We start from the raw sequence: 23,594 nt of genomic DNA, 5'->3' as shown, positions 1-23,594 counted from the left end.
ACTTCCTTGCAGATGGTGGGCCGAGTCTAGCATGAGGCTTTTACTGGCATGGCCACAGAAACAGTGGATTGTGAACCAGGTAGCGACCCGCTGATACGATTGACCGAATTGGCCTGATCTGACGACGACTATGACCATGGAAAAGCTGATCAACGGCAAAGGACAGATAGTTCCCGGGGTGCTCGATGAACCGGTCAAAGAGATTAACTACCTGGACTATGACCTGCGTACGGTAATGGACCGCCCCCGTTCACGGCTGGCCCGGCGGTGGCGCTTCAACCAGTTCCAGTTCGTCAGCGCCATGGGTCCGGGATGGGTGTTTGGCCTGGCGGTGGTGGATCTTAAACTGCTGGGAAACGGGTTCTTCTACCTTTACGATTTCGAGACCGGCCAGATGATGGAACAATCGTTCCTTCAGCCATTGGCCAGGCAGACCCGCATTGAACCGCTGCCAGAGGAGGGCGTGGCAACATTCAGCAAAGGCGAGGTCGACGTGCGAATCGCGCCAACAGCTGATGGCCGGACGATTGCGGTGTCCGCCCCGGGTGATATCCGTATCGAGCTTACTTTGAAAGAGGATCGGGACCCACTCCGCCTGGTGTGTCCGGCCGGTTACAATGGCTGGGTGTTTACCCGCAAGTCAGCTGGCTTGCCGGTGGAAGGGGAAGTGCGTTGGGATCACCACATCTGGCGCTGCGACGAGGAGACCCGGGGCACTATTGACTGGAGCTGCGGCTTCATGCGCCGGGAAACCGCCTGGAACTGGGCCTGCCTGGCGGGTCAGCTTCCGGATGGCCGGTCCGTGGGTCTGAACCTGGCCGCTGGAGTTAACGAAACGGGGATGACGGAAAATGCGCTCTGGCTGGATGGTGTGTGCCACAAACTGGGCGCGGCAAGGTTCCGTTTTGATCGCTATCAGCCGGGCAGGGATTGGCATGTGACCACGGAGGATGGCCGGATTGATCTGCATTTTGTTCCGGCCGGTGTCCGCAAGGAAAAACTGAACGCCTGGGTGCTGGCATCCAACTTCCGGCAGTATGTGGGCACCTTCAATGGAACGGTGACGGATGAGGCTGGCGGGAAAATCGAGGTTAAAGGCCTGCGAGGACTGATGGAAGATCACTTCGCAAGGTGGTGAGAGATGGCCTGGCCCGCCCCATTCTATCCGGGACAGGCCAGATCACACCGTTTATCGTTCTGGTAGCGTGACGTTCAGCTCCAGTACCGAGCAACTTTCGTTACGGTCCACTTCAACCTGAACCATGTCGTCACTGATCTGGACGTACTTGCGGATAACCTCAAGCAGCTCCTGCTGAAGCTGTGGCAGGTAATCCGGTTGTTCGCGCTGGCCCCGCTCGTGGGCCACGATAATCTGCAGGCGCTCTTTGGCAACGCTTGCGGATTTGTTTTTCTTGCCCTTGAAATAATCGAGGAAACTCATCCTTTAGCCCCCCTTGAACATCCGTGAGAAGAAACCCTTCTTCTGGGACGTCATGAAACGGTGTTCCCGCTCCTCACCCAGCAGGCGCGCGACGGCGTCTTCATAGGCCTGGCCAGCATCGCTGTCCTCTTCGAGGATGACGGGCAAACCCTGGTTTGACGCATTCAGTACAACCTGGCTTTCGGGAATGACACCCAGCAGCGGAATTGCGAGGATCTCTTCAACATCCGCTACAGACAGCATCTCGCCCTTTTCAACACGGGCAGGGTTGTAGCGGGTCAGAAGCAGGTGTTCCTTGACCGGATCCTGGCCCATTTCGGCGCGGCGGGACTTGCTCTGCAGAATGCCCAGAATTCGGTCGGAATCCCGGACCGAGGACACTTCGGGGTTGGTAACCACAATCGCTTCATCGGCGTAATACAGCGCCATCAGAGCACCATGCTCAATGCCGGCGGGGGAGTCGCAGACGATGTAATCGAAGGTCTCGGAAAGCTCGTTGATCACCTTCTCGACGCCTTCTTTGGTCAGCGCTTCCTTTTCCCGGGTCTGGGAGGCGGGGAGAATGTAGAGGGTATCGACCCGCTTGTCGCGGATCAGGGCCTGGTTCAGGGTTGCCTCGCCCTGGATCACGTTGACGAAGTCGTACACCACGCGACGCTCGCAATTCATGATCAGGTCCAGATTGCGCAGGCCCACGTCAAAATCGATGACCACTGTCTTGTGGCCCCGTTTGGCAAGGCCGGTGCTGATCGAGGCGCTGGTGGTGGTTTTGCCAACGCCGCCCTTTCCTGAGGTAACGACAATAATTCTAGCCAAGGTTCTGTTCCTGTTTCTCGGTGGATTCGTCGTGTCTGCCGAATTGTCCGGTCAAGTTATTGTATTCAGCTCCAATATCAGGCCTTGTCCAGTGGCGTTACCACCAGCAGGTCGTCCCTGAGCTGGATTTGCACAGCGCTTTTCCAGCCATTCTCCTGAAGATCTTCGGAGATTTTATAGTGTCCCGCGATGGACACAAGCTCCGCCTCAAGGGATTGGCAGAAAATTCGTGCGGATTCTGCCCCATGGATGCCCGCCAGCGCCCGGCCCCGGAGGGGACCGTAAACATGGATGTTGCCTGCCGCCAGCACTTCGGCGCCTGCCTGTACCGGCGCCAGAATAACCAGGTCGCCTTCCGGTGCGTGGATCTGTTGGCCTGAGCGCACCGGCTGGGAGATGATTTTGGCCGGAGGTGGGTCACCGGCAGAGCCAGTAGAGGCTGTGCCAACCGCCGCTTCCGCTTCCTCCGCGACAGCCTGCTCCGCTTCATGGGTGCGGTCCCGCTGGCCGTTGCCTGGCAGCAATGCCAATGCAGCTCCACGGGCCAGGCGGCGCTGATCGTCGCTGCCACCGCGCACGCCAACGACGTGGATGTTGTTGCGCCGACATGTACCGATGATTTTGAAGAAATCCAGTTCGCTATCCAGCCCCTGGTATTTCTCGAGACTGATGATGAGCGGAATGTCCTTGAAGAACCCCGGTGCCTGGCTGATCTTGTCTCGCAGTACGTCCTCGAACTCGCCGTCGTCAAAGTAGTAGAGCTCCAGGGCTGTCATGGACACGCTGGCGCTTTTTAGCTGAAAACCCTGTTTTACCCCGGAGGTGGCGGTATCGCTCATGAAGGAGTCTCTTCCCTGGTGATGTTGTCGGTTGGGTTCGGGCGTTGCCGTAGCGGCACGCCTTCAAATCGGATGCCTGACCATCCGGTGCTGATGAACTGTCGGATGTTGCCGTGGCTCTCACCGGTCGGGTCGTCCAGAACCTGCTGATAGTGCTCGGCAAACAGTTTCAGTGTGTCGACTTCACTCAAATTGCAGTACTGGCCCAGACCAAAGATCCGGCAGGACCCGGCATTCTCGCCTTCGGCGTTTACCAGCGGGCCGTTCCGGAAACCACAGGGCTGATACTCGAAGTGCTGTTCGATCAGGGCCAGGGAGTCTTTGAAGCTGGCATGACCAGCGTCCAGGGATGCCAGGTGAATCCTCACGGCATCGTTAACGCTCATTATTTGTGTTCCTGCTTGGGGCCTGTCTGATAGAGCGCCTTCCACTCCTCGTAGGGCATGCCGTAGATTTCTTCGCGGGCCTGGGGATCAGAGATCTCGAAACCCCGCTCATCCGCTTCTGCCCGATACCATTTCGACAGACAGTTACGGCAGAAACCCGCCAGGTTCATCAGGTCAATGTTTTGCACCTCCGTGTTCTCTCGCAGGTGCTTGACCAGGCGACGGAAGGCTGCGGCTTCAATTTCAGTGCGTTCTGCTTCAGGAATCGGATTGCTCATATTGGCCTCGCAATGGTTGATGCGCCGTTTATCAGGAATCCTGACATTCTCTGCATGTTAGCTTAAGATACAAGGCTGTATAAATGTACAGAGAATCGACGCGAGCCACCTGATTATGCCACAACGCAAGATCATCCATGTGGATTGTGACTGCTTCTATGCGGCCGTGGAGATGCGGGACGATCCCAGCCTCCGGGAGGTGCCGCTGGCAGTGGGCGGTGATGGTGGACGGGGCGTGGTAACCACCTGCAATTACAAGGCCCGAGCTTACGGTGTGCGTTCGGCGATGCCCGGCAGCGAGGCACGTCGCCTTTGCCCGGGCCTGGTGACCGTCCCGACGGATATGGGACGCTACCGGGCGGTCTCACAGCAGGTGATGGCGATCCTGCGGGAAATGACGGATCTGGTGGAACCGCTCTCTCTGGATGAAGCTTTTCTGGACGTTTCCGATGTGACCGATCACAAGGGCAGCGCTACGCTGATGGCCCGACACCTACGGGAGCGGGTACGCAGGGAAGTAGGTATCACCATTTCCGCCGGAGTGGCGCCCAATAAATTTCTCGCCAAGATCGCCAGCGACTGGGAAAAGCCGGACGGGCTCTTTGTAATCCGCCCGGAAGACGTTGAAGGTTTCGTGCAGGGATTGCCGGTGGAAAAGCTGTTCGGGGTAGGGCAGGTGACGGCCTCGAAACTCCACGCACTGGGGGTCAAGACCTGCGGGGACATGCAGGCGCTTGGGGCTGATGTGTTAATCGAGCGCTTCGGAAAGCAGGGCTATCGCCTCCACGAGATGGCCCACGGCCGGGATGACCGGGCCGTCGTGGTGTCGCGGATCGCCAAGTCGGTCAGCGTCGAACGGACCTTTTCCCAGGACTTGCCGGACATGGCCGCCTGCGAAACCGTTATGGCCTCCCTGGTAGCCGACCTCAATCTTCGACTGTCGCGCAAGGCCCGCAGAAAGCCGATCCATAAACTCTTTATCAAGATCCGCTACAGTGATTTTTCAACCCATACTCTGGAGCGGGTCCGGGAACAGATTAAAGAGCCCAGCCTGGAAGATTATCTGCCGCTGCTGGCGGAACTGGTTACCAACCGGGAGCGACCGGTTCGGCTGTTGGGTCTCGGTGTGCGTTTTCGCAATGATGACGCCCCGGTCACCCAGTTGCGTTTGTTTGATTAGAAGTGCAGCCAGCTCATGGCCATGTAACCCATCAGCCCGCCGATCAGAGCGCCCGCGGCCACGTCGCTGGGGTAGTGCAGCCCCAGGACTACCCGTGATGCGGCGACACTGAAGGTAAATGGCAGCACCATCATTGCCAGCGCCGGTTCGGCCACGGTGAGCATAACCTGGAAGCAGGCAGCGTGAAGGGTATGGCCGGAGGGAAAACTGTAACGGTCCAGGGGTGGTGTGCCACAGTCGATGGCAGGAAAAGATATGAAAGGGCGTTCCCGGATTAGCCAGCGCTTCAGAAGCTTGTAGCTGACGGTACAGGCAAGGCCGGTCAGCGCCATGAGCAGTGCTAGCTCTGGCCCCGACGCCGGATAAAGAAAAGGGATCGACAGGATCAGGGCATACCAGAACCAGCCGTCACCCAGTCGGCTTACCAGCCGGAAATAGCCGAGGACTGGCCGGAAACGAACAGCCCGGTTAATAGTCTGGCAGAAAGCGAATTCGCGCTGGTCTGCCAGTTCAAAGAAGCGAGACGCTTTGCTTGTTGATGGCATGGTATCCGGCCTTTGCGGGTTGATTGAAAACCAGTTGTTCAAACTGTTCGATCTGCGAATTCCAGCTCTGTTCCAGGGCGTCCAGACGTGCCTGGGCCCTGATACGGCTCAGCAGGGTCGGCTGATCCGCCAGTCGGAGTGCACTGTCGACGTAAGCCTCGTCCTGATCCAGCGGCACCTTCATGCCGTTTTCCTCGTGGCGGATGTGTTCGGCAGCTGCCGCGTCGTCAAAGCTGACAACACCCAGGCCGCTGGCCATGGCCTCCAGTACCACGTTGCCAAAGGTGTCGGTCTTGCTCGGAAACAGGAACAGATCGCCCGAGGCATAATGTCGGGCCAGGTCGTCTCCCCGCCGGGTGCCGCAGAACACGTAATCGGGGTGGCGCTCGGCCAGTTGACGCCGAAGCGGGCCGTCGCCAACAAGGATGAACCTGGCCTGGGGATGAAGGCCGCGGATGCGTTCAAAGCAGGCGACCGCCATGCGCAGGTTTTTCTCCGGCGCGAGCCGACCCACATAAAGGATGGCGCGGTCATTGGCCTGCAATCCCCAGGATTCTCGTAGTGCGCTGTCACGCTTATGGGGCGTGAAGCGGTGACAGTCGACGCCCCGACTCCAGAGACCGGTTGCCGGGATGCCCATGGCTTTTGTCGTCTGCTGCATTTTTCGGGTGGGCACCAGGGTGATGGCGGTGCGATTGTGGAACCAGCGGCCGTAGAGACACAGTAAACGCTCAAGCATGCCAACGCCGTAGTAGCGGCTGTAGCTGTGGAAGTTGGTGTGGAAGCCGGAGCTGACCGGAATGCCCGTCTGGCGCGCAGCTGATGTGGCAGCGACACCCAGTGGTCCCTGGGTGGCAACATAGAGTGCGTCCGGGCGGTCGCCGGCCAGGAGTTTTTTCAGGTGGCTGGTCCGGGCGAGGCCAAAACGCAGGTCCGCGTAGCCAGGCAGAGGCAATCCGGTCACCACATGCTCACGGGTGAACAGGGCCTCGCCGGCGCTGGCGAAGTTGCCTTTGCGCTCATGCTGCTGTCGCGGTCGTATAACCGTCACCCGGTGCCCACGCTGCATCAGCCCCTGGCAAAGATGCCTGAGCGTATTTGCCACACCATTGATTTCCGGCGGAAAAGTCTCCGAAACAATGGTAATGTGTTGTTGGCGCCGGGTGGCCTGCATGGTCTCGGTCACGGTGTTTCCTGTGCTTCCTTTGACATGCCCCTACTATGAAAAGCTGGCATGACAGTTATGCGACACTCCCGTGACATTCCCTTTACCCGTTAACCGAACCGAATCGGAGACGATATGCAAACGAGAAAGCTTGGCAAGACGGATCTCGACGTTACCCTGATTTGCCTGGGTACCATGACATGGGGTGAACAGAACACCGAAAAGGAGGCGTTTGAGCAACTGGATTACGCGGTAAACGAGGGCATCAACTTTATTGATGCCGCAGAGATGTACCCTGTTCCGCCCCGGGCGGAAACCCAGGGGTTGACCGAGACCTATCTGGGAAACTGGCTTGCCAGTAGAGGTAAACGCAACGAACTGGTGATTGCCTCCAAAGTAGCGGGGCCGGGCAATGGCCTGAAGTACCTGCGTAATGGCCCCCGCCTTACCCGCGATCACATTCATGAAGCCTGCGACGCCAGCCTCAAACGCCTGCAGACGGATTACATCGACCTTTACCAGGTGCACTGGCCGGATCGCAGCACGAATTTTTTCGGCAAGCTTGGCTATGAACACAACCCCGAGGAGTCCTTCACGCCCATCGAGGAAACCCTTGAGGCACTGGATGAACTGGTGCGCTCTGGCAAGGTGCGGCATATCGGGCTGTCCAATGAGACACCCTGGGGCACTATGGAGTACCTCCGCCTGGCTGGCCAGAAGGGCTGGCCGAGGGTGGCCAGTATCCAGAATCCTTATAATCTCCTGAATCGTTCATTCGAGGTGGGGATGGCGGAAATCGCCCACCGGGAGCAGACCGGCTTGCTGGCTTACTCGCCCCTGGCCTTTGGCATGTTGTCTGGCAAATACCTCGGCGGGAAGTGGCCGGAAAAAGCCCGAATGACCCTCTACGAACGTTTCAGCCGCTATACGAGTGGTCGTGGTATGGATGCCACGCGGGCTTACGTCGAGCTGGCCCGTGAAAACGGCTTGTCCCCTGTTCAGATGGCGCTGGCGTACGTTAACAGCCGCAGTTTCGTAACCAGCAATATCATCGGTGCCACGACCATGGAACAGTTACGGGAGAACATCGGGTCGGCGCAAGTCTCTCTTAGCCCTGCAGTACTCGAAGCCATTGAGTCTATCCATCAGGAGTTCACTTATCCCTGTCCCTGAGTTCGCTGGTTTTCGGCTTTTACCTCCGGCCATCAGGCGTTGGCCGGAGGCGCTGTTACACTCTGAAATATCGGGGATCATAAATTGACAAAAACATGCTGATCTCGTGACAAAAAGTCGGCGTCTTTGTGTGCAGATTCACATCTTTCCGGCCTGTAATCATTAGACTTAAGCCTAAGGTATCCGTAGACTCCCGTGTCGGAAAAAAGGTCTCAGGCAGTGTCATGATTATTCGCATCTTTGTCGCATTACTCGCTCTCAATCTCGTTGCTTTCGTCGTTCGCGCCGAAGCGTCCGAGCGCGTATTCGAGCAGGTCGAGAGCACGACAACCAGCGAGCAGATCTTCGAAGTGCAGGAACGGGTATCCGGCGATTTCGAAGAGGACAGTTCTGACGCCTTTACTGAAATCGGTTCCCGCTTGCTGAGCCTGACGCTTACCCGTTCCAAGCACTCCGGCAAACACTACGCATCTGATCCGGCACAGGCTGACCATGGCATTGCACTTCTGAATGAGGGCGCCTGTCTGAATCTGAAGTGGAACTTCTGAAACTCAAACCCCTGTTCTTCAGCCCCTGACTCCCCCAAATCCGACAAACCGCAGAATCATGATCTGGCGCATTGTCTGTGTCCGATCGACGTGTGATCATCGCCGTTAGCATGCTGATTAGCCGATAAGGAGCTTGGTAATGGCGGGTGATAGAGGGCAGTTATCGAATGATGTGAATGCCTGCGTTGATGAGGTGATTCGCCGGGTTGGCAAGGAAATCACACTGGGGTTGCCGCTCGGGCTCGGGAAGCCGGTCCGCTTCGTGAACGCGCTGTACCAACGGGCCAAGGACGATCCGGAAATTCGTCTGCATATTGTGACGGCGCTGTCGCTGTTGGCGCCAAAGGGTGGTTCCTCACTGGAGAAGCGCTTCATGGGGCCATTTGTAGAGCGCCTCTATGGTCGAATCCCGGAACTGGCCTATGCCCGTGATGTCTCCGCCAATCGCCTTCCTCAAAATGTCCAGGTCTCGGAATTCTTCTTCAAGGCCGGTAGTTACCTGAACAATCGTTCCCAGCAACGGCATTATGTTTGTACCAACTACACCCACGCTGTTCGCGATCTGATGGCTGTTGGGGTCAACGTGGTCGCCCAGATGGTGGCGCCAGGCGAAGCCCACGGACAGCCAGGGCTAGTCAGCCTGAGTTGCAATCCTGATCTGACCCTGGACCTGATTCCGCTGCTGCGGGAGCGGGAAGCAGCCGGCTCGCCGGTTGCTCTGGTGGCCGAGATGAACAAAAACCTTCCCTGGCTAGGACATCATGCGGCCATCGAGGCGGACCGGTTCGATGTGCTGCTGGATCAACCCTCCAGTGATTACCCGCTGTTCTCGGCCCCCCAGATGTCGGTCAGCCCGGAAGACCACATGATCGGGTTTTATGCCAGTACCCTGCTAAAGGATGGAGGCACCCTTCAGGTTGGTATCGGCTCACTGGGCGCTGCTCTGGTCCACAGCGCGATTCTTCGGCACAGTCACAACGATGCCTGGCGGAAAGTGTTTGATCATCTGAACGTTGACCAGAAGTTTCCGGTGGTCAGGGAAGATGGTGGCACGGGGCCCTTCGAAAAGGGGCTATATGGTTGCAGCGAAATGATGGTGGATGGTTTTCTGTACCTGATGCAGGAAGGCATACTCAGCCGTGAAGTGTACGATCATGCTGGTCTTCAGGCGTTGCTCAATCGTGGTGACATCAGCGAGGAGGTTTCGCTTGCGACGCTGGATGTCCTGCGGCGGGAGAAGCTGATCGATAGCCCACTCCGGGCAAAGGATGTCCATTGGCTCGCACGGCATGGGATTTTCCGGGATTCCGTCGAATTCAAGGGCGGCCGGCTACGGGTTGGAGACCAGTCGGTGGAGGGTGACCTGGATAACCCGGAAGCCCGAGAGGCCATCGAAACGCTGATTCTTGGTGAGCGGCTGACTGGCGGTATCGCCATGCACGGCGGTTTTTACGTTGGTCCTGAGCAGTTTTACCAGTACCTCCGCGAGATGAACGACGAGCAGCGTGCAAAAATTTGCATGACCAGCGTGAATTTCATCAACCACCTGTACGATCACCCGTTTGGTGACCAGAAGCTGAAAGCCGCGCAGCGCGTTCATGGCCGCTTTATCAATTCGGCCATGATGTACACCCTCAACGGCGCCGGAGTATCGGATGGCCTTGAGGATGGCCGTGTGGTCAGCGGTGTTGGCGGTCAGTACAACTTCGTTGCCATGGCCCACGAGTTGCCGGGCGCCCGTTCGATCCTGTCGCTGCGTAGCACTCGCTCATCCCACGGCAAGGTGCTTTCCAATATTGTCTTCAATTATGGTCATTGCACCATTCCCCGGCACCTGCGGGATATTGTGATCACCGAGTACGGAATTGCTGACCTGAGGGGGCAGTCCGACGAGCAGGTTTTCCTTCGGCTGATCCGCATTGCCGACTCCCGGTTCCAGCAGGAACTCCTGAAAAAAGCCCAGAAGGCAGGGAAGGTGGATCCCGGGTTCAAGCTGCCTGCCGACTGGTGTAACAACACGCCGCAAGCAATTCGGCGCGCTGTTGCGGCTGCGGAGGATGCCAGTCTGTTCCCGCCGTTCCCGTTTGGCAGGGACTTTACCGACGAAGAGCTGACGTTGGGGAAAGCCCTTAAGGGGCTCAAGGCCGCAACGGCCACTCGTCGTGGTAAAATATCGACCCTGTTACAGGCCCTCCGGGCCCGGGATGACGAAGGCCGTTATGGAGCCCTGCTTGAACGCATGGGGCTGAGCGACCCTTCAGGATTGCGGGACAAGCTGGATCAGCGACTGGTTATTCATGGCCTGCAGCAGCTCGAAACACCACCGGATACAGGAAACTCGAAAACCTGATGACAGCTTCACAAGCAAGACCCGACGTTTTTACCGTTCACTACGTACTGAAAAACAAGATCGGCGCGCTGGTTGATACTTCCGAGGGCAGTGAGCCTCTGCACTTTGTCTACGGCAGCCCTGAGATTATTGAGGGAATTCAGCAGGCGGTGAAAGACCGCAATGTTGGGGATTGCCTGGAAGTAACGGTGCCACCCGCCATGGCGTATGGCGAACACAAGCCGGAACTGGTGCGCAAGGTGCCGCGCTCATTGTTCGAGGGCATTGAGAACCTGCAGATTGGTATGAAGTTCCAGACCAATACCGGCGATGAAGCGCAGATCGTGCAGGTTGTCGGGATCGACGGCAACCTGGTAAAGGTGGATGCCAATCACCCACTGGCGGGATTCACCCTGTACTTCGATCTGGAGATCGTCGGCCGCCGTGAAGCGACGGAAGATGAGGTAGCCCAGGGACGTCCTCTGTTCTGAGCAGATTTGTTTCCTGCTGGTCGAACTTGCCACTGTAAACCCGCGTTAGGCCGTCGAGCACTGTTTGTCGCAGGCTGGCGGCCAGCTCCGCGGTCGGCACTTCCTCTGGCGATTGCACCAGTTCGTGGAAAACAACGTCGACCCGTGCAGAGGGCTGTCTGAGCATTCGCAGCAGGTGGCTGTGGAACTCATCCTCTCCGATAAAGGGAGCCAGATGGTCAGGTCGGCCGTCTCTGCGATAGGTAATGGTCACTGGCTGGATTGGTGTTTTGCTTTCCGGGGCGGCCCTGAGCAAGAGGCCATGGAAAGGCAATACGGTCAGGCCTGCGCTGGTGGTTCCTTCCGGGTATACCAGGACATTCTCTCCGGCCTGCAAATTCTCGATGATCTGTCCCCGAACGCGTCGAGCCTGGCCTCCCCCGCGATGAATGAAGAGCGTGCCGGCCTGTCGTGCCAACCAGCCAATGAGCGGCCACTGGCCGACCTCCGCTTTCGACAGGAAGCGAATCGGCGCGAGGCTTCCCAGAATCGGAATATCCGACCAGCTGATGTGGTTGCTGACGAAGAGTACGGTATCGTTCGATGGCGAACCGTGCTGATGAATGTTCAGTCCCAGACATCGGCAGGCCCATCGGAAACAGAATCTTGCCCAGGGGGTACGATCAATGGTTTTGCGGGTAACCATTTCAGTGATCCGCAAACCGGCGGCCAATAGGGTGGTGGCCGCGAGAAAGGCCACAAAGGCCGTCACGCGAACGCAGAGTCTCAGCCAGTTCATTGATCAACCCCCAGGATTCAGGACGCCGTGCGCATGAAGTGTCGGCTGTAACGGCCGGCCAGTTTGCTGACTTCCAGCAAGACCAGCAAATCCGCACAACGAAAATCCGGATCCCAGCAGGGTTCACCGCAGACCCGGGCGCCGAGGCGCATGTAGGCTCGGATCAGGGCGGGGACGTCCACAGGGCGATCGTTGTCCCGGGTGTGGGTCAGGTGCGGCATTGCCCGGAGCGGTTTGACCAGAAAGGCCGGGTCGGCCAGGTATTCGTTCTGGAGATGGCGGGCGATGCGCCAGGCCTTCAGCCCTCCGTCGGACATACCGATACTCGCGCAGCCGATCATGTAGTCAACACCGCGTTCAACCAGATATTCGGCGACTGCCGACCAGAGCAGGCTGATGGTTGCACCGTTGCGGTAGTCCGGGTGAACGCAGGTGCGACCCAGTTCGGCGATGGTTCCAGGGAGTTTGTACAGGGCGCTCAGGTCGAACTCGCCGGCGGAGTAAAACCCGCCAACGGCTTGCGCGTCTGCCTGATGCAGGATTCGGGTGGTTGCGACCAGATCACCGGAATCCAGGTCGGTTACGATCAGGTGATCACAGACGGTGTCGAACTCGTCGGCGTCGATTCCTGGCGTCTGTGCGCCCAGATCGCTGCCATACTCTTCCGAGAAGACCCGGTAACGCAGCCGCTGGGCGGCCTCAACCTGTTTCGGGCATCGGGTCATGTCGGTTTTCAGGCGACGGGCGCTGCGGCGGGCTTTCGCGGTTTGTGTGGTCATGGCGTCGTCTCTTTTGTTTCCTTTTCCCGACAAGCCTATGAAGCCGGTATGACACATCGGTGACCGCGACGTGACGTGTCTGTGACACCAGGGGGTGAATGGGCGTTTGCGGGAGCTGTGTCACAGGGTGTAACGAAGCACCGGTTCCATGTATATTTCTGAATAGCATGTATAATTGCTGTTACAGCAGGTTGCCTGTATTGTCAGGTACACAGAATGACCTGAAACCGGAATAACAAAACCAGAGATGGATGGCGTGGAACAGACAAACGAAAGTTGGCGAATTCTGATTGTCGAAGACGACGAGCGGTTGGCGGAATTAACCCGCGAATACCTTGAAAGCAACGGGTTGACTGTCTCCCTGGAAACTCACGGCGGCCCCGCAGTAGAGCGGATCCGTAACGAGCAACCGGATCTGGTGGTGCTGGATCTGATGTTGCCGGGTGAAGACGGGCTGTCTATTTGCCGTAGGGTGCGCCCCTTCTATTCCGGCCCAATCATTATGCTGACCGCCCGCACCGATGATCTGGACCAGGTTCTGGGTCTGGAAATGGGGGCGGATGATTACATCGGCAAACCAGTCAAGCCGCGGGTTCTGCTGGCACGCATACGTGCCATGCTGCGTCGGGTTACCGAGACCGGGCAGGGTGCGGGTGACGAGGCAGGCGGCGAAGAACCGGTGCGTCTCCAGTTCAACGATCTGGTCGTAGACCGCTCCATGCGCGAAGCCTGGTTGAATGATGAAAGCATCGATCTGACCAGTGCCGAATTTGATCTGCTCTGGTTACTGGCGAGCAACGCCGGTCGCGTACTCAGCCGGGAAGAGATCTTCACCGCGTTGCGCGGCATTGAGTACGATGGTCAGGACCGTTCCATTGATGTTCGCGTGTCCCGGATTCGTCCCAAAATCGGCGATGACCCCATCCATCCGCGGCGCATCAAGACCGTTCGCAGCAAAGGCTACCTGTTCGTAAAGGAAGCCTGACGATTCAGTCTCTGGAGCCGGTGTGCCCCTCGCCCGCACGCCGGTGTTCCATGCCAGGGTTGGTATCATGCCCCTGAAGTTCTTTCTCAAGCTCTACGCCCGCCTTGCCGGCCTGACTGCGTTGGTGGTCCTGTTATGTGTCCTGCTGTTCACCGGTATCAATACGGTACGCTCGCAGTTCTGGCACGAACGATTTCCTGAGCCCCTGATGCGCTGGTTGGCGACTGCTCCGGCACCCGTTCAACAGTATCATTGGCTTACATCGACGGTAGATCTTCGCGTCGGCGCCCCTTCCCGGTTCAACCTGTCCCCGGTGGCCCTGGAGCGGCTTGGTTACGGCCAGGTGGTTGGTATCGAGAGTGACGTGGGATACCGGGTACTGGTTACCGGGCTTGCCGGGGAGGTTTTGCAACTTCGTCTGAGCGAGCCATACAGGGACGTATCAGAGACCATAGGACTGATCTTCCGATGGCATCTCGATTCAGCCTCGGTGGACGATCGTCTGAATGTTGCCGCTCAGATGGCCCGGTCTCTCAACGTGGAAGTCTACCCTCTGGACGATGCCGACCTGTTACCGGACCCGGACGTTCTGGATCAGGTTGCCGAACGTGGTCTTGCCTTCTATACCGACGATTCGGACGGTTGTGGCCGGGTGATTGTTCAGCTTGCCGATGGCGAGCTGTACCGGATCGATATGCCCCCTGCGTTCAATGCCTGGGCATGGCCGGTTGTCCTGCTGCTGGTGCTGGTGCTGGGTGGAGTGCTGGCTGTCGCCCTGTTCCTCGCACTCCGGGAGGTTGATAGCAATCTCAGAACTGTCGAGTCTGTGGCGGTGCGAATCGCCCGTGGCGAAATGGGTGCCCGGGTCCAGACCGGCGAAGGGACGCTGGTGACGCGTCTGGCCTCGTCATTCAACGGGATGGCCGAGCACATACAGCGCCTGGTACAGGTGCAGCGGGAAATGATCCATGCCGTATCTCACGAATTACGTACCCCGGTGGCCAGGATTCGCTTTGGCGTCCAGATGATTGAAGACTGCCAGGACCAGGCTGCGCTTCAGAAGCAGCTGGATGGCATTGATGGCGATATCCAGGAGCTGGACGAGCTGATCGACGAGATCCTGACCTACGCCCGACTGGAGCAGGGTGGTCCGGTATTTTCGCTTCAGGAAAATTCGGTCACCGATATTGTCCGTCAGGTGGTTTCTGAACAGCAGATGGTTCGGCCCGAGTTGGATATTGAGGGGAACATCGATGAGATCTCCGAGCGTTGGGCGTTGTCGGATATCGAGCCTCGGTACCTGCATCGGGCGATCCAGAATCTGGTGGGCAATGCCGGCCGCTATGCTGCGGGCAAGGTATTGGTAAGTTGCCACTTTGATGAGGACAACTGCCGCATCGACGTTGAGGACGATGGGCCCGGCATTCCCGAGGAAGACTGGGAGAAAGTCTTCACCGCGTTTGCCCGTCTGGATGACAGTCGCACCCGTACTTCCGGAGGTTACGGCCTTGGTTTGTCTATTGTACGCCGCATCCTCTACTGGCATGGGGGCCACGCTTTTGTCAGTAGAAGCGACACGCTTGGGGGCGCAAAATTCAGCCTGGTCTGGCCAAGAAAAAAACCTGTGGACTCAATTGTGTGATGCAGGGCTCATTGCCTCACCTGATGTAACAATGCGACTACACAAGCACTACGGAAGTTTTCCGCTGCCTGATGAATAATCGAAAGCGTAAGGGATGACTTTTGAGGTTGTAGTTCTTACGAACTTTCCTTGTTTCATTCGTCATTTGAGGGCCGGTTTTTCCGGCCTTTTTTTATGGCTGTTCCCAAATTCCGTATCGGTCACCCTTTACCGGCTGCTCTGCTGTTAGAATCCTCGAAAACAACAGGAGGCCATTCATGACCCGTTATCTGCTTGCCATCGATCAGGGGACAACCAGTTCCCGAGCCATTGTCTTCGACCAAACGGGAAACAGCGTTGCCAGCGATCAGCAGGAATTTCACCAGTATTTCCCCAGAGACGGTTGGGTAGAACACGATGCTCGAGAGATCTGGGACAGCACCCTGGCGGTGTGTCGTGGAGCACTAGAAAAAGCAGGCATCGAAGCCTCAGAACTGGCGGGCATTGGCATCACCAACCAGCGAGAAACAACGGTAATCTGGGACAGGGCAACTGGCGAGCCGATCTACCACGCCATTGTGTGGCAGGATCGACGAACGGCGTCCTGGTGCACCAAGCTGAAATCTGACGGCCATGAGGACATGGTTGTCGACCGTACCGGGCTGTTGATTGATCCTTACTTCTCGGCCACCAAGATAGCCTGGATCCTGGATAACGTGGAAGGCGCGCAACGTCGGGCTGAATCCGGTGACCTGGCTTTCGGGACCGTGGACAGCTGGCTGCTCTGGAACCTGACCGATGGCAAATCCCACTGTACCGATGCCACCAATGCGTCCAGAACCGCCCTCTTCAATATTCACGAGCAAGACTGGGATGACGACCTTCTGACCCTTTTCCGTGTGCCCCGCCCCCTTTTGCCAGAGGTTTTGGACAGCTCAGCAGATTATGGCACTGCTGAAACGCGGTGGTTAGGTGCTCCGGTGATGATTGCCGGTATTGCTGGAGATCAGCACGCGGCCCTGGTAGGGCAGGCGTGCTTTAGTCCTGGCATGGCCAAAAGCACCTATGGTACCGGTTGCTTCCTTATGCTCAACACCGGCGATGACGCCGTTCGGTCCGAGAACCGGCTGCTGACGACCATGGCCTATCGCCTGAACGGCAAGCCCTGTTACGCGGTGGAGGGCAGCATTTTTGTCGCCGGTGCTGCCATGCAATGGCTGCGGGACGGGCTCAAGTTGATCTCTCACGCCAATGAATCCTCGGCCCACGCGGAGGCAGTCGGAGTCGACAATCCGGTGTACCTGGTCCCGGCGTTTACCGGTCTGGGGGCACCTCATTGGGACCCGCACGCACGCGGCGCCATTATGGGCCTGACCCGGGATACTGGAATTGGCGAGATTGTTACCGCAGGCCTTCAGTCGGTCTGTTATCAGACGAAGGATCTGGTGCGTGCGATTCAGAACGATGGTGCCCGACTTGAATCGCTGCGCGTGGATGGCGGTATGGTGGTGAACGACTGGGTGATGCAGTTTCTGGCCGACATACTGAATGTCACCGTTGATCGGCCCCGGGTAACAGAAACGACCGCTCTTGGCGCGGCCTACCTTGCGGGGCTGCAGACCGGTGTTTTCGATAGTCTTGAACAGATTTCCGGGCTGTGGGAATGCGAGCGGCAGTTCCACCCCGAAATGCGCCCGGCTCTGAGAGAATCGCTTTATGCTGGCTGGCTGGATGCCGTTGAGCGGGTCTGCAACAACTAGTTGGTGGCCTCAGGAGGTGCGTTCGAAGGCGATCAGGTGATCAGCCTCGACTCGCACCGGAACATGCTCGCCCAGATTGAAATCCAGGTGGCTGCGGAACAGGGCCTCGAATTCCGTGTCTTCGGAGCACCGGAAACGGTACAGGGTTGAAGTGCCGGCAAAGGTTTTTTCAACGACCTTTGGCTGCAGATCCGAATCAGGGTCGTGGACAATGTCATCAGGGCGGATCAGCACGTCCACCAGGGTGCCGGGCTCCCATCGGTAGGCCCGGTTACCATGGATCACGCCCAGTTCGGATTCGATAGTGTCCGGCCCGAGGGCGGTGCCCGGGATAAAGCCGCCCTGGCCGACGAAACTGGCCACGAAACGATTCGCCGGTTCATGGTAGAGGTTGTAGGGGACATCCCACTGCTGGATCCTGCCGTTCCGCAACACCGCGACCTGATCGCACATCGCGAAGGCTTCCTGCTGGTCGTGGGTGACCAGGATGGCACTGATGCCCAGAGTCTTGAGAATTTCCCGTACATCCAGGCTCAGGCGCCGGCGCAGATCCGCGTCCAGGTTGGAAAAAGGCTCATCCAGCAGGATCAGGGTCGGTTCGGGTGCCAGGGCGCGTGCCAGAGCAACCCGTTGCTGTTGGCCGCCGGATAGTTCGTGGGGGTAGTTGTCGGCCAGGTCCTGCAGGTGCACAACATTAAGCAGCTCCATGACCTTTTGGCGCTTTTCTGCCTTTTTCAGGTTGTGCAGGCCAAACCCCACGTTGTCAGCAATGGTCAGGTGTGGAAACAGCGCGTAATCCTGAAACACCATGCCGATTCGCCGTTTTTCCGGCGGTAACGTGCGCCCAGGCAGGCTGATGGTCTGTGATTGCAGGCAGATTTCGCCACCGCTGAGCGGGAGAAAACCAGCGAGGGCGCGCAGTATGGTGCTTTTGCCGCAGCCGCTGGGGCCGAGAAGGCAGCCGATGTCGCCATGACTCAGGGCAAAGCTGACGTCCTTGACCACGGAATCCCCGCCGTAACCACAGGACAGGTTATTGACCTCAAGCAGCCAGTCTGCCGGAGATTGCGCGGTTATGCTCATGAATTAGTCCAGACGATTCAGGATGAGAAATTCAAGCAGGGCTTTCTGTGCATGCAGACGGTTTTCGGCCTCGTCCCAGACCACGGACGCGGGGTGTTCCATCATATCGGCGGAGATTTCCTCGCCACGATGGGCAGGCAGACAATGCATGAAGAGCGCATCCTTATCGGCCAGAGCAAGCAGTTCCGGGTTGATCTGATAGCCACTGAATGCTTTTTCGCGAGCCTTCTGCTCGTCTTCCTGGCCCATGGAGGCCCAGACATCGGTTACCAGAAGCTGGGCGTTGCGGGCTGCCTCTGCGGGATCTCGAACGACCTTGACCCGGTCTCCGTGGTCCTTTAGCAGTGCCTCGGCCGGTTCGTAACCTTCGGGGCAGGCAATGTTCAGGTTGAAATCAAACTGGGCGGCAGCGTTGATGTATGAGTGGCACATGTTATTTCCGTCGCCGATCCAGGCCACCGTGGCACCACGGATGCTGCCACGGTGCTCACGATAAGTCTGCATGTCAGCCAGCAGCTGGCAGGGGTGGAAATCGTCGGTCAGGGCATTAATTACCGGGACCCGGGATGCTGCTGCGAACCGCTCCACGGTTTCATGGGCAAAGGTGCGGATCATCACCGCATCCACCATGCTGGATATAACGATAGCGGAGTCTTCAATAGGTTCACCGCGGCCAAGCTGCGTATCCCTGGGCGACAGGAACATTGCGGAGCCACCAAGCTGGGCCATGCCGGCTTCAAAGGACACTCTGGTTCGGGTAGACGATTTCTCGAAGATCATCGCCAGCACCCGGTTTTTCAGGGAGTCCCGAACCTTGCCTTGCCGCCACTCGTTGCGCAATGCCGAGGCATGATCAACCAGGCTTTCCAGCTCGGTGGTTGTCATGTCATTCAATGTCAGAAAATGTCTTGCCGCCATGGGATGGCCCTTATCTCAACGAACCCCGCAGCTGGCGGGATTGCCTGAACGTTGGCTGAAAAAATGGGGCATCAAGTCTAGCCCTTCGAAGCAGGTATGACAACGCTGTAACAGGGCTGGAACTGCAGGCGTTGCGCGAGGTCAAATCAAGGTGTTTGGTGAGGGGTTCGGCACCCGTGTACAATAACGCCAGGAAAATAGCCGTGTGGCAAGACTGTTCCAACAGAGGTAAATGTTCATGGATATCAATGAAACTATCAAAAGCCAGCTCGAAGAGAATCCGATCATCCTTTACATGAAGGGTAGCCCTCAGGCGCCACAGTGTGGATTCTCTGCCAAGACGGTACAGGCAGTGATGGCTTGCGGCGAGCGCTTTGCTTTTGTGAATATCCTGGATAACCAGGAGCTTCGTGAGGCCCTCAAGGTTTACTCCAGCTGGCCGACCTATCCCCAGCTCTATATCAACGGTGAGCTGGTTGGTGGTTGTGACATCGTTCTGGAAATGTCCGAGAGCGGTGAACTGGCCAAGCTTGTAAAAGAGGCCGCGAAGCAGGCAGAAGCCTGATATCGTTGCTGATCAGAGCCGTTTCGGGGTAAATAACAGTTCGACCTCGAAGCGGTTTCGGTTTTCGCCATCTTTCGGTGGCTGGGGGTAGGGGCTCGCTGCCAGAGCCGCCCGATATCCAGCTTCGTCGATAGTCCTGATACCTGTAGAACTCAGCACCTTTGCCCGGGTTAGGGCACCATTTGCCAGCAATTGCAGTTCCACTTCCATGGCCACTGTCTCGGTCAAATCCCTTAAAGCCGGTACTCTCAGTTTTTCCAGCTCCCGTGCCAGGTGGATGGCCAACTTGACCACGTAAGGGTCCAGTTCGGCCGGCGACTCAGTGATCCGTGTTACCTTCTCGTCTGGATTTTCCGGAGTCGGCTCTGGCTCTGCACCGGCATTGGCGCTGATGCTTTTTTCGGCCGCCGGGCTTTCGGGAGAACGGGTATTAGTCTGCTCACTCGGTGTTGTGGTTTGCGGTTGATTTGTAGTGACAATCTCCGGCTTCGGAGCGGATTCGGGGCGCGGAGGATCAATCTCGAAAGGTGGAATCCTTGATGTGGTCGGGCTCGGGCTGGAGTTCTCAGGCGTATTCGCTGTGGTTTCACGAGCGCCCCGAGGTACCAGCTCGAAACGGACACTGTCCTTATGGGTGACCGCCTGTTCTTCCACGGGGGCCGGGATACCTGACAGCAGCAATGTGTGGAGGAATAGTGCCAGAGATACTGCCAACCCCAGACGGTAAGGAGCCGGCAGGACATGTGGACTACTTTTTTCAGGCATTGGCGTCAGGCAGTCTTGCTCCGCAGGGTGCCGACGACCGCATCAAGGGCCCGGTCAATCAGCGCCCCCTGCTCAAGCAGGGTCAGCCGGCCGCGCCGCATTTCATGAGCCAGTTCAATTCGGGTTTTCTCAATAACCTTCAGCCCCATCCGGTTCACAAAGACAAAGCAGTCTGCTTCGTCAATGATGGCGGATAGCTTGCACCGGAAATTGGCGCCATTCACGAGACGGAACTCCACCCAGTTGCCGATCTGCAAACCATCTATCTGAACGACATACTCAGACACGGCTGCGTCGTCCAATTCTTGCCGCTTGTTGGTCTGTTTTTGGGAAAGGTTTTCTTCATCCTCGTCGGGTGAAGGTGTCGCATTGGGTCGAGGCTCAATTACTGCATTGGTTCGGAAGGCTTCCGCCAGTTCGTGTTTCAGTTGTCCCATCATTTCATCGAGCTTGGACGAATTGTAGGAAACTTCTTCAAGGCCTGACCTGAGTGATTTCAGCAAGCTTGGAACCACCCGCACCCATTGGTCCCTCTCGTCGTCCTCTTGATGGGGGTGCAGGCACCAGATGAGATCATCAACAACCTTTACTGTAGAGTTCCAGCGATGTTCGACATCGTCGCGCAGATAGGCAAGGAAAAGGACACGGCTCCAACCGTTCATCAAAATGTCGTGCACCGGTTGCGGCAATCTATAGCGCGACACCTTCTCTTTCAGCAGGTTGTCGACCGTTTGTTGTGCCGCCTGGGATTTGATACGTCCTCTTTCCGACTCTCGGGTTCGCTGCTCTACAAGTGACGCCTTGCGGTTTTCGCGCTCGAGAAACTCTTCGAACTCCTGATTCAGTTTTTCGAATAGCGAGACGTCACCATCAAACTCGTTGAGAATGCGTTGTACTATGTTGTGAATCTGGTCGTAGAGCTTATCCTTTGATTTTTCGTCACTATTGCTCCAGCCAATCCCTGCACGGGCAAGCGAGTTAAGGAGCCTGCGAGCCGGATGTGTGGAGCGACTGAAAAAGCTCTTGTCCCGAATGACAACCTTAAGGATTGGTATCTGCAGACGACTGATGAGTACCTGTACAGGTGCCGAGAGATTGTAGTCGTCCAGGATGAATTCAAATAGCATGGAGACGAGGTTAATCAGGTCTTCATCGACCTCGTTCAGTGCAGGTTTTCGCCCATCACCATGGTCAGCCTCTTCCTGGAGGAGTTGGTGTACCAACTGCCTGAGGTCTACACTTACAGGTTCTCCATCACTCAGATTGCTCTGGTTCTGCCAGGAAGCGTTGGCAATTGGCAATGCATTAAGCAGGCTTGCTAACTCAGAGTCCCCGATAACTCTCACTGCAGGATCAGATGCTCTTGGGGGTATGCCCGCGTTGGCCCTTTGCAATGCCAGCATCTGGCGAATTTGCTCGAAGACGGCGCTGCTTCCTGCATATTCCTGGCTGCCGTCTCGGGTTGATGTGTCTGCCGTGTCCGGCTCGCCTTTGGCAGAGCTCGCCGTCTTCGCCCCAGAGGCCTCGTGCTGCTTACCGGCTTTCCCGTGATACCTGAAATTCGGAATGATGCCGGCCTGAATCAGTATGCGATTGGCTTCGTCCAGAAGCATGCCCAGATTGGAGACAACGTAGCGGTCAAACTGCTTCAGCAGAATCAGACGTTCCCGAATCTGGATTTCCAGAGCCTGTATCGCCTCAGTAAAGGCGCTGCAAAGATGTTCCGGTGCCATGGGATTCACCGGTGATTCTTCGGTGGCTTCCGGGTACACCTGGCTGAAGCGGGTCTGGAGTTGAAGCAGGGGGCCCTGAAAGTGCGCTTTCGCCTTGGTGATCATGGCGTTGAGCGCAACCTGCTCTTCCAGGTCGTCATTGCCAACCAGGGAGAGAGTATCTGCGTTGGCCTGCTTGCTCAGGTTTTCCTCTTGAAGCGGGCCGGTATGAGGGGGATTGGCGAAGTACTGGGCTACGGTGTTCTGAAAGTGCCGCTCTACACCCTTCCGTTTGATGCGTATTTCACGCATCGCTTCGAAATACCGGTTTTGTTCATTATTGCTGCGGGCATTGTTGGCCAGCTCGAACAGCGAATCGTCGACGGCGTCGAAGGCGCCCTGCAGCAAATCACCGAGTCCGGCGACAACGGTGTCCCGGATGCGGGTGACCTCCGCAGGAACCGGTCTGTTACTTCCGGCTTCCCTGTGCTCGCGGAGGTAATGTATGCCGGACTGCTTGTTCATGGCAGACTCCTGTTTACGCCTCAACCGGATACATGACCGAGCGGGTAATCCTTGAATTCTCGTTATTGGTTAAATTTACCGCATTTTATCCAAAGTTAACATGACCAAACGCTAACGTGAGAGCAAATTCAAAAAAATATGGGGTGCCGGAAAGGCACCCTCATGCAGCTTGCTGACTTGCCAATGAGTTTTCTTTCAACTCACATAGACCGGGCCGATACCCATGCTCCAGATGACGACGCTTATGGCAAGCAGAGCGACAAACATTACCAGACCCACAGTCAGGACTGATGAGGCAAACATGAAGCCCTTTTCCGCGGGTATTTTCATCAGGATAGGTAGGCCTTCGTAAAGCAGGTAGACTGCATAGGCAACAGCTACCAGGCCTGCCAGCATGTTCACCCAGATGTTCGGGTAAGCGGCAATGACTCCGATCAGGAAAATGGGGGTCGCTGTGTAGGCGGCCAGGGTCACGCCTCTGGGCGTTCGCTCCGATGCGTCATAAGTGGCTGCAAAGAAATCAATGAATTTGCCCAGCACAAAGATGCCGGCAAGCATGGCCCCATAAAAAAGCAACGATAGCTGTAGCGCACTCGTCACCGACAACTTCGTAATCTGGCCGTCACCAATCTGCCAGCCTACCTGGGTTGTTCCTATGAAACCGGCAACCGCTGGAATCAGTGCCAATAACAGGATATGGCCGGCGTATAGCTTTGTGACGGACTCGGATTCATTGCGGATCGCTTCCCACTCCTGGTCAGGATGGGCGAGCAGGCCAAACGTGTGTGTCAGACTCATGGACGTATTCCTTGTGATTGTTTTTGTTTCGCACGCTCCTTCAGTGTTGGTGGGGGATCAACGGGGGTCAAGCTGGCGGTTAAATTTTGATCTTTCTAGAATGTGGGGCGCTAT

General features: G+C 57.2%; 24 protein-coding genes. 10 read left to right on the top strand and 14 right to left on the bottom strand.

All coding sequences use genetic code 11. From position 1 onward, the window contains the following. Nucleotides 1-130 precede the first annotated feature (130 nt). Nucleotides 131-1,138, top strand: a complete 1,008-nt coding sequence (locus GJU83_RS13480) for a DUF2804 domain-containing protein (RefSeq protein ID WP_153634548.1) — start codon at nt 131-133, stop codon at nt 1,136-1,138. A gap of 51 nt (nt 1,139-1,189) precedes the next feature. Here GJU83_RS13480 and minE read toward each other — a convergent pair whose 3' ends face one another. The 5 genes from minE to GJU83_RS13455 form a co-directional block, all read right to left on the bottom strand. Beyond that, entirely contained in the window at nt 1,190-1,441 is a 252-nt protein-coding gene (gene minE / locus GJU83_RS13475) for a cell division topological specificity factor MinE (protein ID WP_064227083.1), read from the bottom strand. 3 nt (nt 1,442-1,444) lie between these two features. After that, nucleotides 1,445-2,257, bottom strand: a complete 813-nt coding sequence (gene minD / locus GJU83_RS13470; RefSeq protein WP_069184076.1) for a septum site-determining protein MinD — start codon at nt 2,255-2,257, stop codon at nt 1,445-1,447. Nucleotides 2,258-2,334: 77 nt separating this feature from the next. Continuing rightward, a complete protein-coding gene (gene minC, locus GJU83_RS13465) occupies nt 2,335-3,096 on the bottom strand; it encodes a septum site-determining protein MinC (protein WP_153634547.1) in 762 nt (253 codons plus the stop codon). Further along, complete coding sequence (locus GJU83_RS13460; protein ID WP_153634546.1) at nt 3,093-3,482, bottom strand: HopJ type III effector protein; 390 nt, start codon at nt 3,480-3,482, stop codon at nt 3,093-3,095. Before GJU83_RS13460 ends, minC begins: the two co-directional genes overlap by 4 nt. After that, a complete protein-coding gene (locus GJU83_RS13455; RefSeq protein WP_069184079.1) occupies nt 3,482-3,760 on the bottom strand; it encodes a DUF1244 domain-containing protein in 279 nt (92 codons plus the stop codon). Before GJU83_RS13455 ends, GJU83_RS13460 begins: the two co-directional genes overlap by 1 nt. A 115-nt stretch (nt 3,761-3,875) precedes the next feature. Between GJU83_RS13455 and dinB the strand changes: the two genes are divergently transcribed. Continuing rightward, a complete protein-coding gene (dinB, locus tag GJU83_RS13450) occupies nt 3,876-4,940 on the top strand; it encodes a DNA polymerase IV (RefSeq protein ID WP_136631399.1) in 1,065 nt (354 codons plus the stop codon). Here the strand turns inward: dinB and GJU83_RS13445 are convergent. Beyond that, nucleotides 4,937-5,485, bottom strand: coding sequence for a phosphatase PAP2 family protein (locus tag GJU83_RS13445; protein WP_153634545.1), 549 nt, complete (start codon nt 5,483-5,485; stop codon nt 4,937-4,939). The genes dinB and GJU83_RS13445 overlap by 4 nt on opposite strands. Beyond that, nucleotides 5,451-6,659 (bottom strand): glycosyltransferase family 4 protein, encoded by a 1,209-nt coding sequence (locus tag GJU83_RS13440; protein ID WP_153634622.1) that lies wholly within the window; start codon nt 6,657-6,659, stop codon nt 5,451-5,453. Before GJU83_RS13440 ends, GJU83_RS13445 begins: the two co-directional genes overlap by 35 nt. A gap of 126 nt (nt 6,660-6,785) precedes the next feature. Here GJU83_RS13440 and GJU83_RS13435 point away from each other — a divergent pair, with 126 nt between their 5' ends. The 4 genes from GJU83_RS13435 (at nt 6,786) to GJU83_RS13420 (ending at nt 11,191) form a co-directional block, all read left to right on the top strand. Next, nucleotides 6,786-7,823, top strand: a complete 1,038-nt coding sequence (locus GJU83_RS13435) for an NADP(H)-dependent aldo-keto reductase (RefSeq protein WP_153634544.1) — start codon at nt 6,786-6,788, stop codon at nt 7,821-7,823. Between the two features lie 224 nt (nt 7,824-8,047). After that, on the top strand, nt 8,048-8,371 hold the full coding sequence (locus tag GJU83_RS13430) for a hypothetical protein (RefSeq protein ID WP_069184083.1): 324 nt from the start codon (nt 8,048-8,050) through the stop codon (nt 8,369-8,371). A gap of 139 nt (nt 8,372-8,510) precedes the next feature. Then, nucleotides 8,511-10,721 carry an acetyl-CoA hydrolase/transferase C-terminal domain-containing protein gene (locus tag GJU83_RS13425; RefSeq protein WP_153634543.1) on the top strand — a complete coding sequence of 737 codons (2,211 nt, stop codon included), beginning with the start codon at nt 8,511-8,513 and terminating at the stop codon, nt 10,719-10,721. Continuing rightward, the gene (locus GJU83_RS13420; RefSeq protein WP_136629259.1) at nt 10,721-11,191 is read left to right on the top strand and encodes an FKBP-type peptidyl-prolyl cis-trans isomerase; all 471 of its coding nucleotides are present in this window, start codon (nt 10,721-10,723) and stop codon (nt 11,189-11,191) included. The genes GJU83_RS13425 and GJU83_RS13420 overlap by 1 nt, the downstream gene beginning before the upstream one ends. Here the strand turns inward: GJU83_RS13420 and GJU83_RS13415 are convergent. Together GJU83_RS13415 and GJU83_RS13410 are read right to left on the bottom strand one after the other, a co-directional pair. Beyond that, nucleotides 11,109-11,969 (bottom strand): lysophospholipid acyltransferase family protein, encoded by an 861-nt coding sequence (locus GJU83_RS13415; RefSeq protein WP_136629258.1) that lies wholly within the window; start codon nt 11,967-11,969, stop codon nt 11,109-11,111. The two genes, GJU83_RS13420 and GJU83_RS13415, sit on opposite strands and share 83 nt — an antisense overlap. 17 nt (nt 11,970-11,986) lie before the next feature. Further along, nucleotides 11,987-12,748, bottom strand: coding sequence for a GNAT family N-acetyltransferase (locus GJU83_RS13410; RefSeq protein ID WP_153634542.1), 762 nt, complete (start codon nt 12,746-12,748; stop codon nt 11,987-11,989). Nucleotides 12,749-12,995: 247 nt separating this feature from the next. Here GJU83_RS13410 and GJU83_RS13405 point away from each other — a divergent pair, with 247 nt between their 5' ends. The 3 genes from GJU83_RS13405 (at nt 12,996) to glpK (ending at nt 17,114) form a co-directional block, all read left to right on the top strand. Beyond that, nucleotides 12,996-13,733, top strand: a complete 738-nt coding sequence (locus GJU83_RS13405) for a response regulator (RefSeq protein WP_069184088.1) — start codon at nt 12,996-12,998, stop codon at nt 13,731-13,733. 22 nt (nt 13,734-13,755) lie between these two features. Further along, nucleotides 13,756-15,375, top strand: coding sequence for an ATP-binding protein (locus GJU83_RS13400; RefSeq protein WP_227514556.1), 1,620 nt, complete (start codon nt 13,756-13,758; stop codon nt 15,373-15,375). Nucleotides 15,376-15,632: 257 nt separating this feature from the next. Then, nucleotides 15,633-17,114: a glycerol kinase GlpK gene (glpK, locus tag GJU83_RS13395; protein ID WP_153634541.1), complete on the top strand. Its 1,482-nt coding sequence runs from the start codon at nt 15,633-15,635 to the stop codon at nt 17,112-17,114. 9 nt (nt 17,115-17,123) lie between these two features. On the opposite strand, the gene GJU83_RS13390 is transcribed toward glpK, so the two are convergent. Both GJU83_RS13390 and argF read right to left on the bottom strand, forming a co-directional pair. After that, complete coding sequence (locus GJU83_RS13390) at nt 17,124-18,197, bottom strand: ABC transporter ATP-binding protein (protein WP_153634540.1); 1,074 nt, start codon at nt 18,195-18,197, stop codon at nt 17,124-17,126. A gap of 3 nt (nt 18,198-18,200) precedes the next feature. Continuing rightward, nucleotides 18,201-19,115, bottom strand: a complete 915-nt coding sequence (argF, locus tag GJU83_RS13385; protein WP_069184091.1) for an ornithine carbamoyltransferase — start codon at nt 19,113-19,115, stop codon at nt 18,201-18,203. Nucleotides 19,116-19,353: 238 nt separating this feature from the next. Here argF and grxD point away from each other — a divergent pair, with 238 nt between their 5' ends. Beyond that, nucleotides 19,354-19,680 (top strand): Grx4 family monothiol glutaredoxin, encoded by a 327-nt coding sequence (gene grxD, locus GJU83_RS13380; protein WP_008176261.1) that lies wholly within the window; start codon nt 19,354-19,356, stop codon nt 19,678-19,680. Nucleotides 19,681-19,692: 12 nt separating this feature from the next. On the opposite strand, the gene GJU83_RS13375 is transcribed toward grxD, so the two are convergent. The 3 genes from GJU83_RS13375 to GJU83_RS13365 form a co-directional block, all read right to left on the bottom strand. Beyond that, the gene (locus GJU83_RS13375) at nt 19,693-20,445 is read right to left on the bottom strand and encodes an energy transducer TonB family protein (RefSeq protein ID WP_153634539.1); all 753 of its coding nucleotides are present in this window, start codon (nt 20,443-20,445) and stop codon (nt 19,693-19,695) included. Between the two features lie 5 nt (nt 20,446-20,450). Then, complete coding sequence (locus GJU83_RS13370) at nt 20,451-22,682, bottom strand: DUF1631 domain-containing protein (RefSeq protein ID WP_069184093.1); 2,232 nt, start codon at nt 22,680-22,682, stop codon at nt 20,451-20,453. 195 nt (nt 22,683-22,877) lie between these two features. Beyond that, nucleotides 22,878-23,480: a Yip1 family protein gene (locus tag GJU83_RS13365; protein WP_069184094.1), complete on the bottom strand. Its 603-nt coding sequence runs from the start codon at nt 23,478-23,480 to the stop codon at nt 22,878-22,880. Nucleotides 23,481-23,594 lie beyond the last annotated feature (114 nt).

Origin of the sequence: Marinobacter salsuginis (genome assembly GCF_009617755.1) — a bacterium.
Classification (GTDB): Bacteria; Pseudomonadota; Gammaproteobacteria; order Pseudomonadales; family Oleiphilaceae; genus Marinobacter; species Marinobacter salsuginis.
The sequence above is the reverse complement of the archived record's forward strand: the minus strand, read 5'-3'. Positions and strand labels throughout refer to the sequence as shown.

Bases quoted from the DNA above. Each gene is read 5' to 3' on its own strand.
- GJU83_RS13480 (WP_153634548.1), top strand. From the start codon at position 131: ATGACCATGGAAAAGCTGATCAACGGCAAAGGACAGATAGTTCCCGGG.
- minE (WP_064227083.1), bottom strand. From the start codon at position 1,441: ATGAGTTTCCTCGATTATTTCAAGGGCAAGAAAAACAAATCCGCAAGC.
- minC (WP_153634547.1), bottom strand. From the start codon at position 3,096: ATGAGCGATACCGCCACCTCCGGGGTAAAACAGGGTTTTCAGCTAAAA.
- GJU83_RS13460 (WP_153634546.1), bottom strand. From the start codon at position 3,482: ATGAGCGTTAACGATGCCGTGAGGATTCACCTGGCATCCCTGGACGCT.
- GJU83_RS13455 (WP_069184079.1), bottom strand. From the start codon at position 3,760: ATGAGCAATCCGATTCCTGAAGCAGAACGCACTGAAATTGAAGCCGCA.
- dinB (WP_136631399.1), top strand. From the start codon at position 3,876: ATGCCACAACGCAAGATCATCCATGTGGATTGTGACTGCTTCTATGCG.
- GJU83_RS13445 (WP_153634545.1), bottom strand. From the start codon at position 5,485: ATGCCATCAACAAGCAAAGCGTCTCGCTTCTTTGAACTGGCAGACCAG.
- GJU83_RS13440 (WP_153634622.1), bottom strand. From the start codon at position 6,659: ATGCAGGCCACCCGGCGCCAACAACACATTACCATTGTTTCGGAGACT.
- GJU83_RS13435 (WP_153634544.1), top strand. From the start codon at position 6,786: ATGCAAACGAGAAAGCTTGGCAAGACGGATCTCGACGTTACCCTGATT.
- GJU83_RS13430 (WP_069184083.1), top strand. From the start codon at position 8,048: ATGATTATTCGCATCTTTGTCGCATTACTCGCTCTCAATCTCGTTGCT.
- GJU83_RS13425 (WP_153634543.1), top strand. From the start codon at position 8,511: ATGGCGGGTGATAGAGGGCAGTTATCGAATGATGTGAATGCCTGCGTT.
- GJU83_RS13420 (WP_136629259.1), top strand. From the start codon at position 10,721: ATGACAGCTTCACAAGCAAGACCCGACGTTTTTACCGTTCACTACGTA.
- GJU83_RS13415 (WP_136629258.1), bottom strand. From the start codon at position 11,969: ATGAACTGGCTGAGACTCTGCGTTCGCGTGACGGCCTTTGTGGCCTTT.
- GJU83_RS13410 (WP_153634542.1), bottom strand. From the start codon at position 12,748: ATGACCACACAAACCGCGAAAGCCCGCCGCAGCGCCCGTCGCCTGAAA.
- GJU83_RS13405 (WP_069184088.1), top strand. From the start codon at position 12,996: ATGGATGGCGTGGAACAGACAAACGAAAGTTGGCGAATTCTGATTGTC.
- glpK (WP_153634541.1), top strand. From the start codon at position 15,633: ATGACCCGTTATCTGCTTGCCATCGATCAGGGGACAACCAGTTCCCGA.
- GJU83_RS13390 (WP_153634540.1), bottom strand. From the start codon at position 18,197: ATGAGCATAACCGCGCAATCTCCGGCAGACTGGCTGCTTGAGGTCAAT.
- argF (WP_069184091.1), bottom strand. From the start codon at position 19,115: ATGGCGGCAAGACATTTTCTGACATTGAATGACATGACAACCACCGAG.
- grxD (WP_008176261.1), top strand. From the start codon at position 19,354: ATGGATATCAATGAAACTATCAAAAGCCAGCTCGAAGAGAATCCGATC.
- GJU83_RS13375 (WP_153634539.1), bottom strand. From the start codon at position 20,445: ATGCCTGAAAAAAGTAGTCCACATGTCCTGCCGGCTCCTTACCGTCTG.
- GJU83_RS13370 (WP_069184093.1), bottom strand. From the start codon at position 22,682: ATGAACAAGCAGTCCGGCATACATTACCTCCGCGAGCACAGGGAAGCC.
- GJU83_RS13365 (WP_069184094.1), bottom strand. From the start codon at position 23,480: ATGAGTCTGACACACACGTTTGGCCTGCTCGCCCATCCTGACCAGGAG.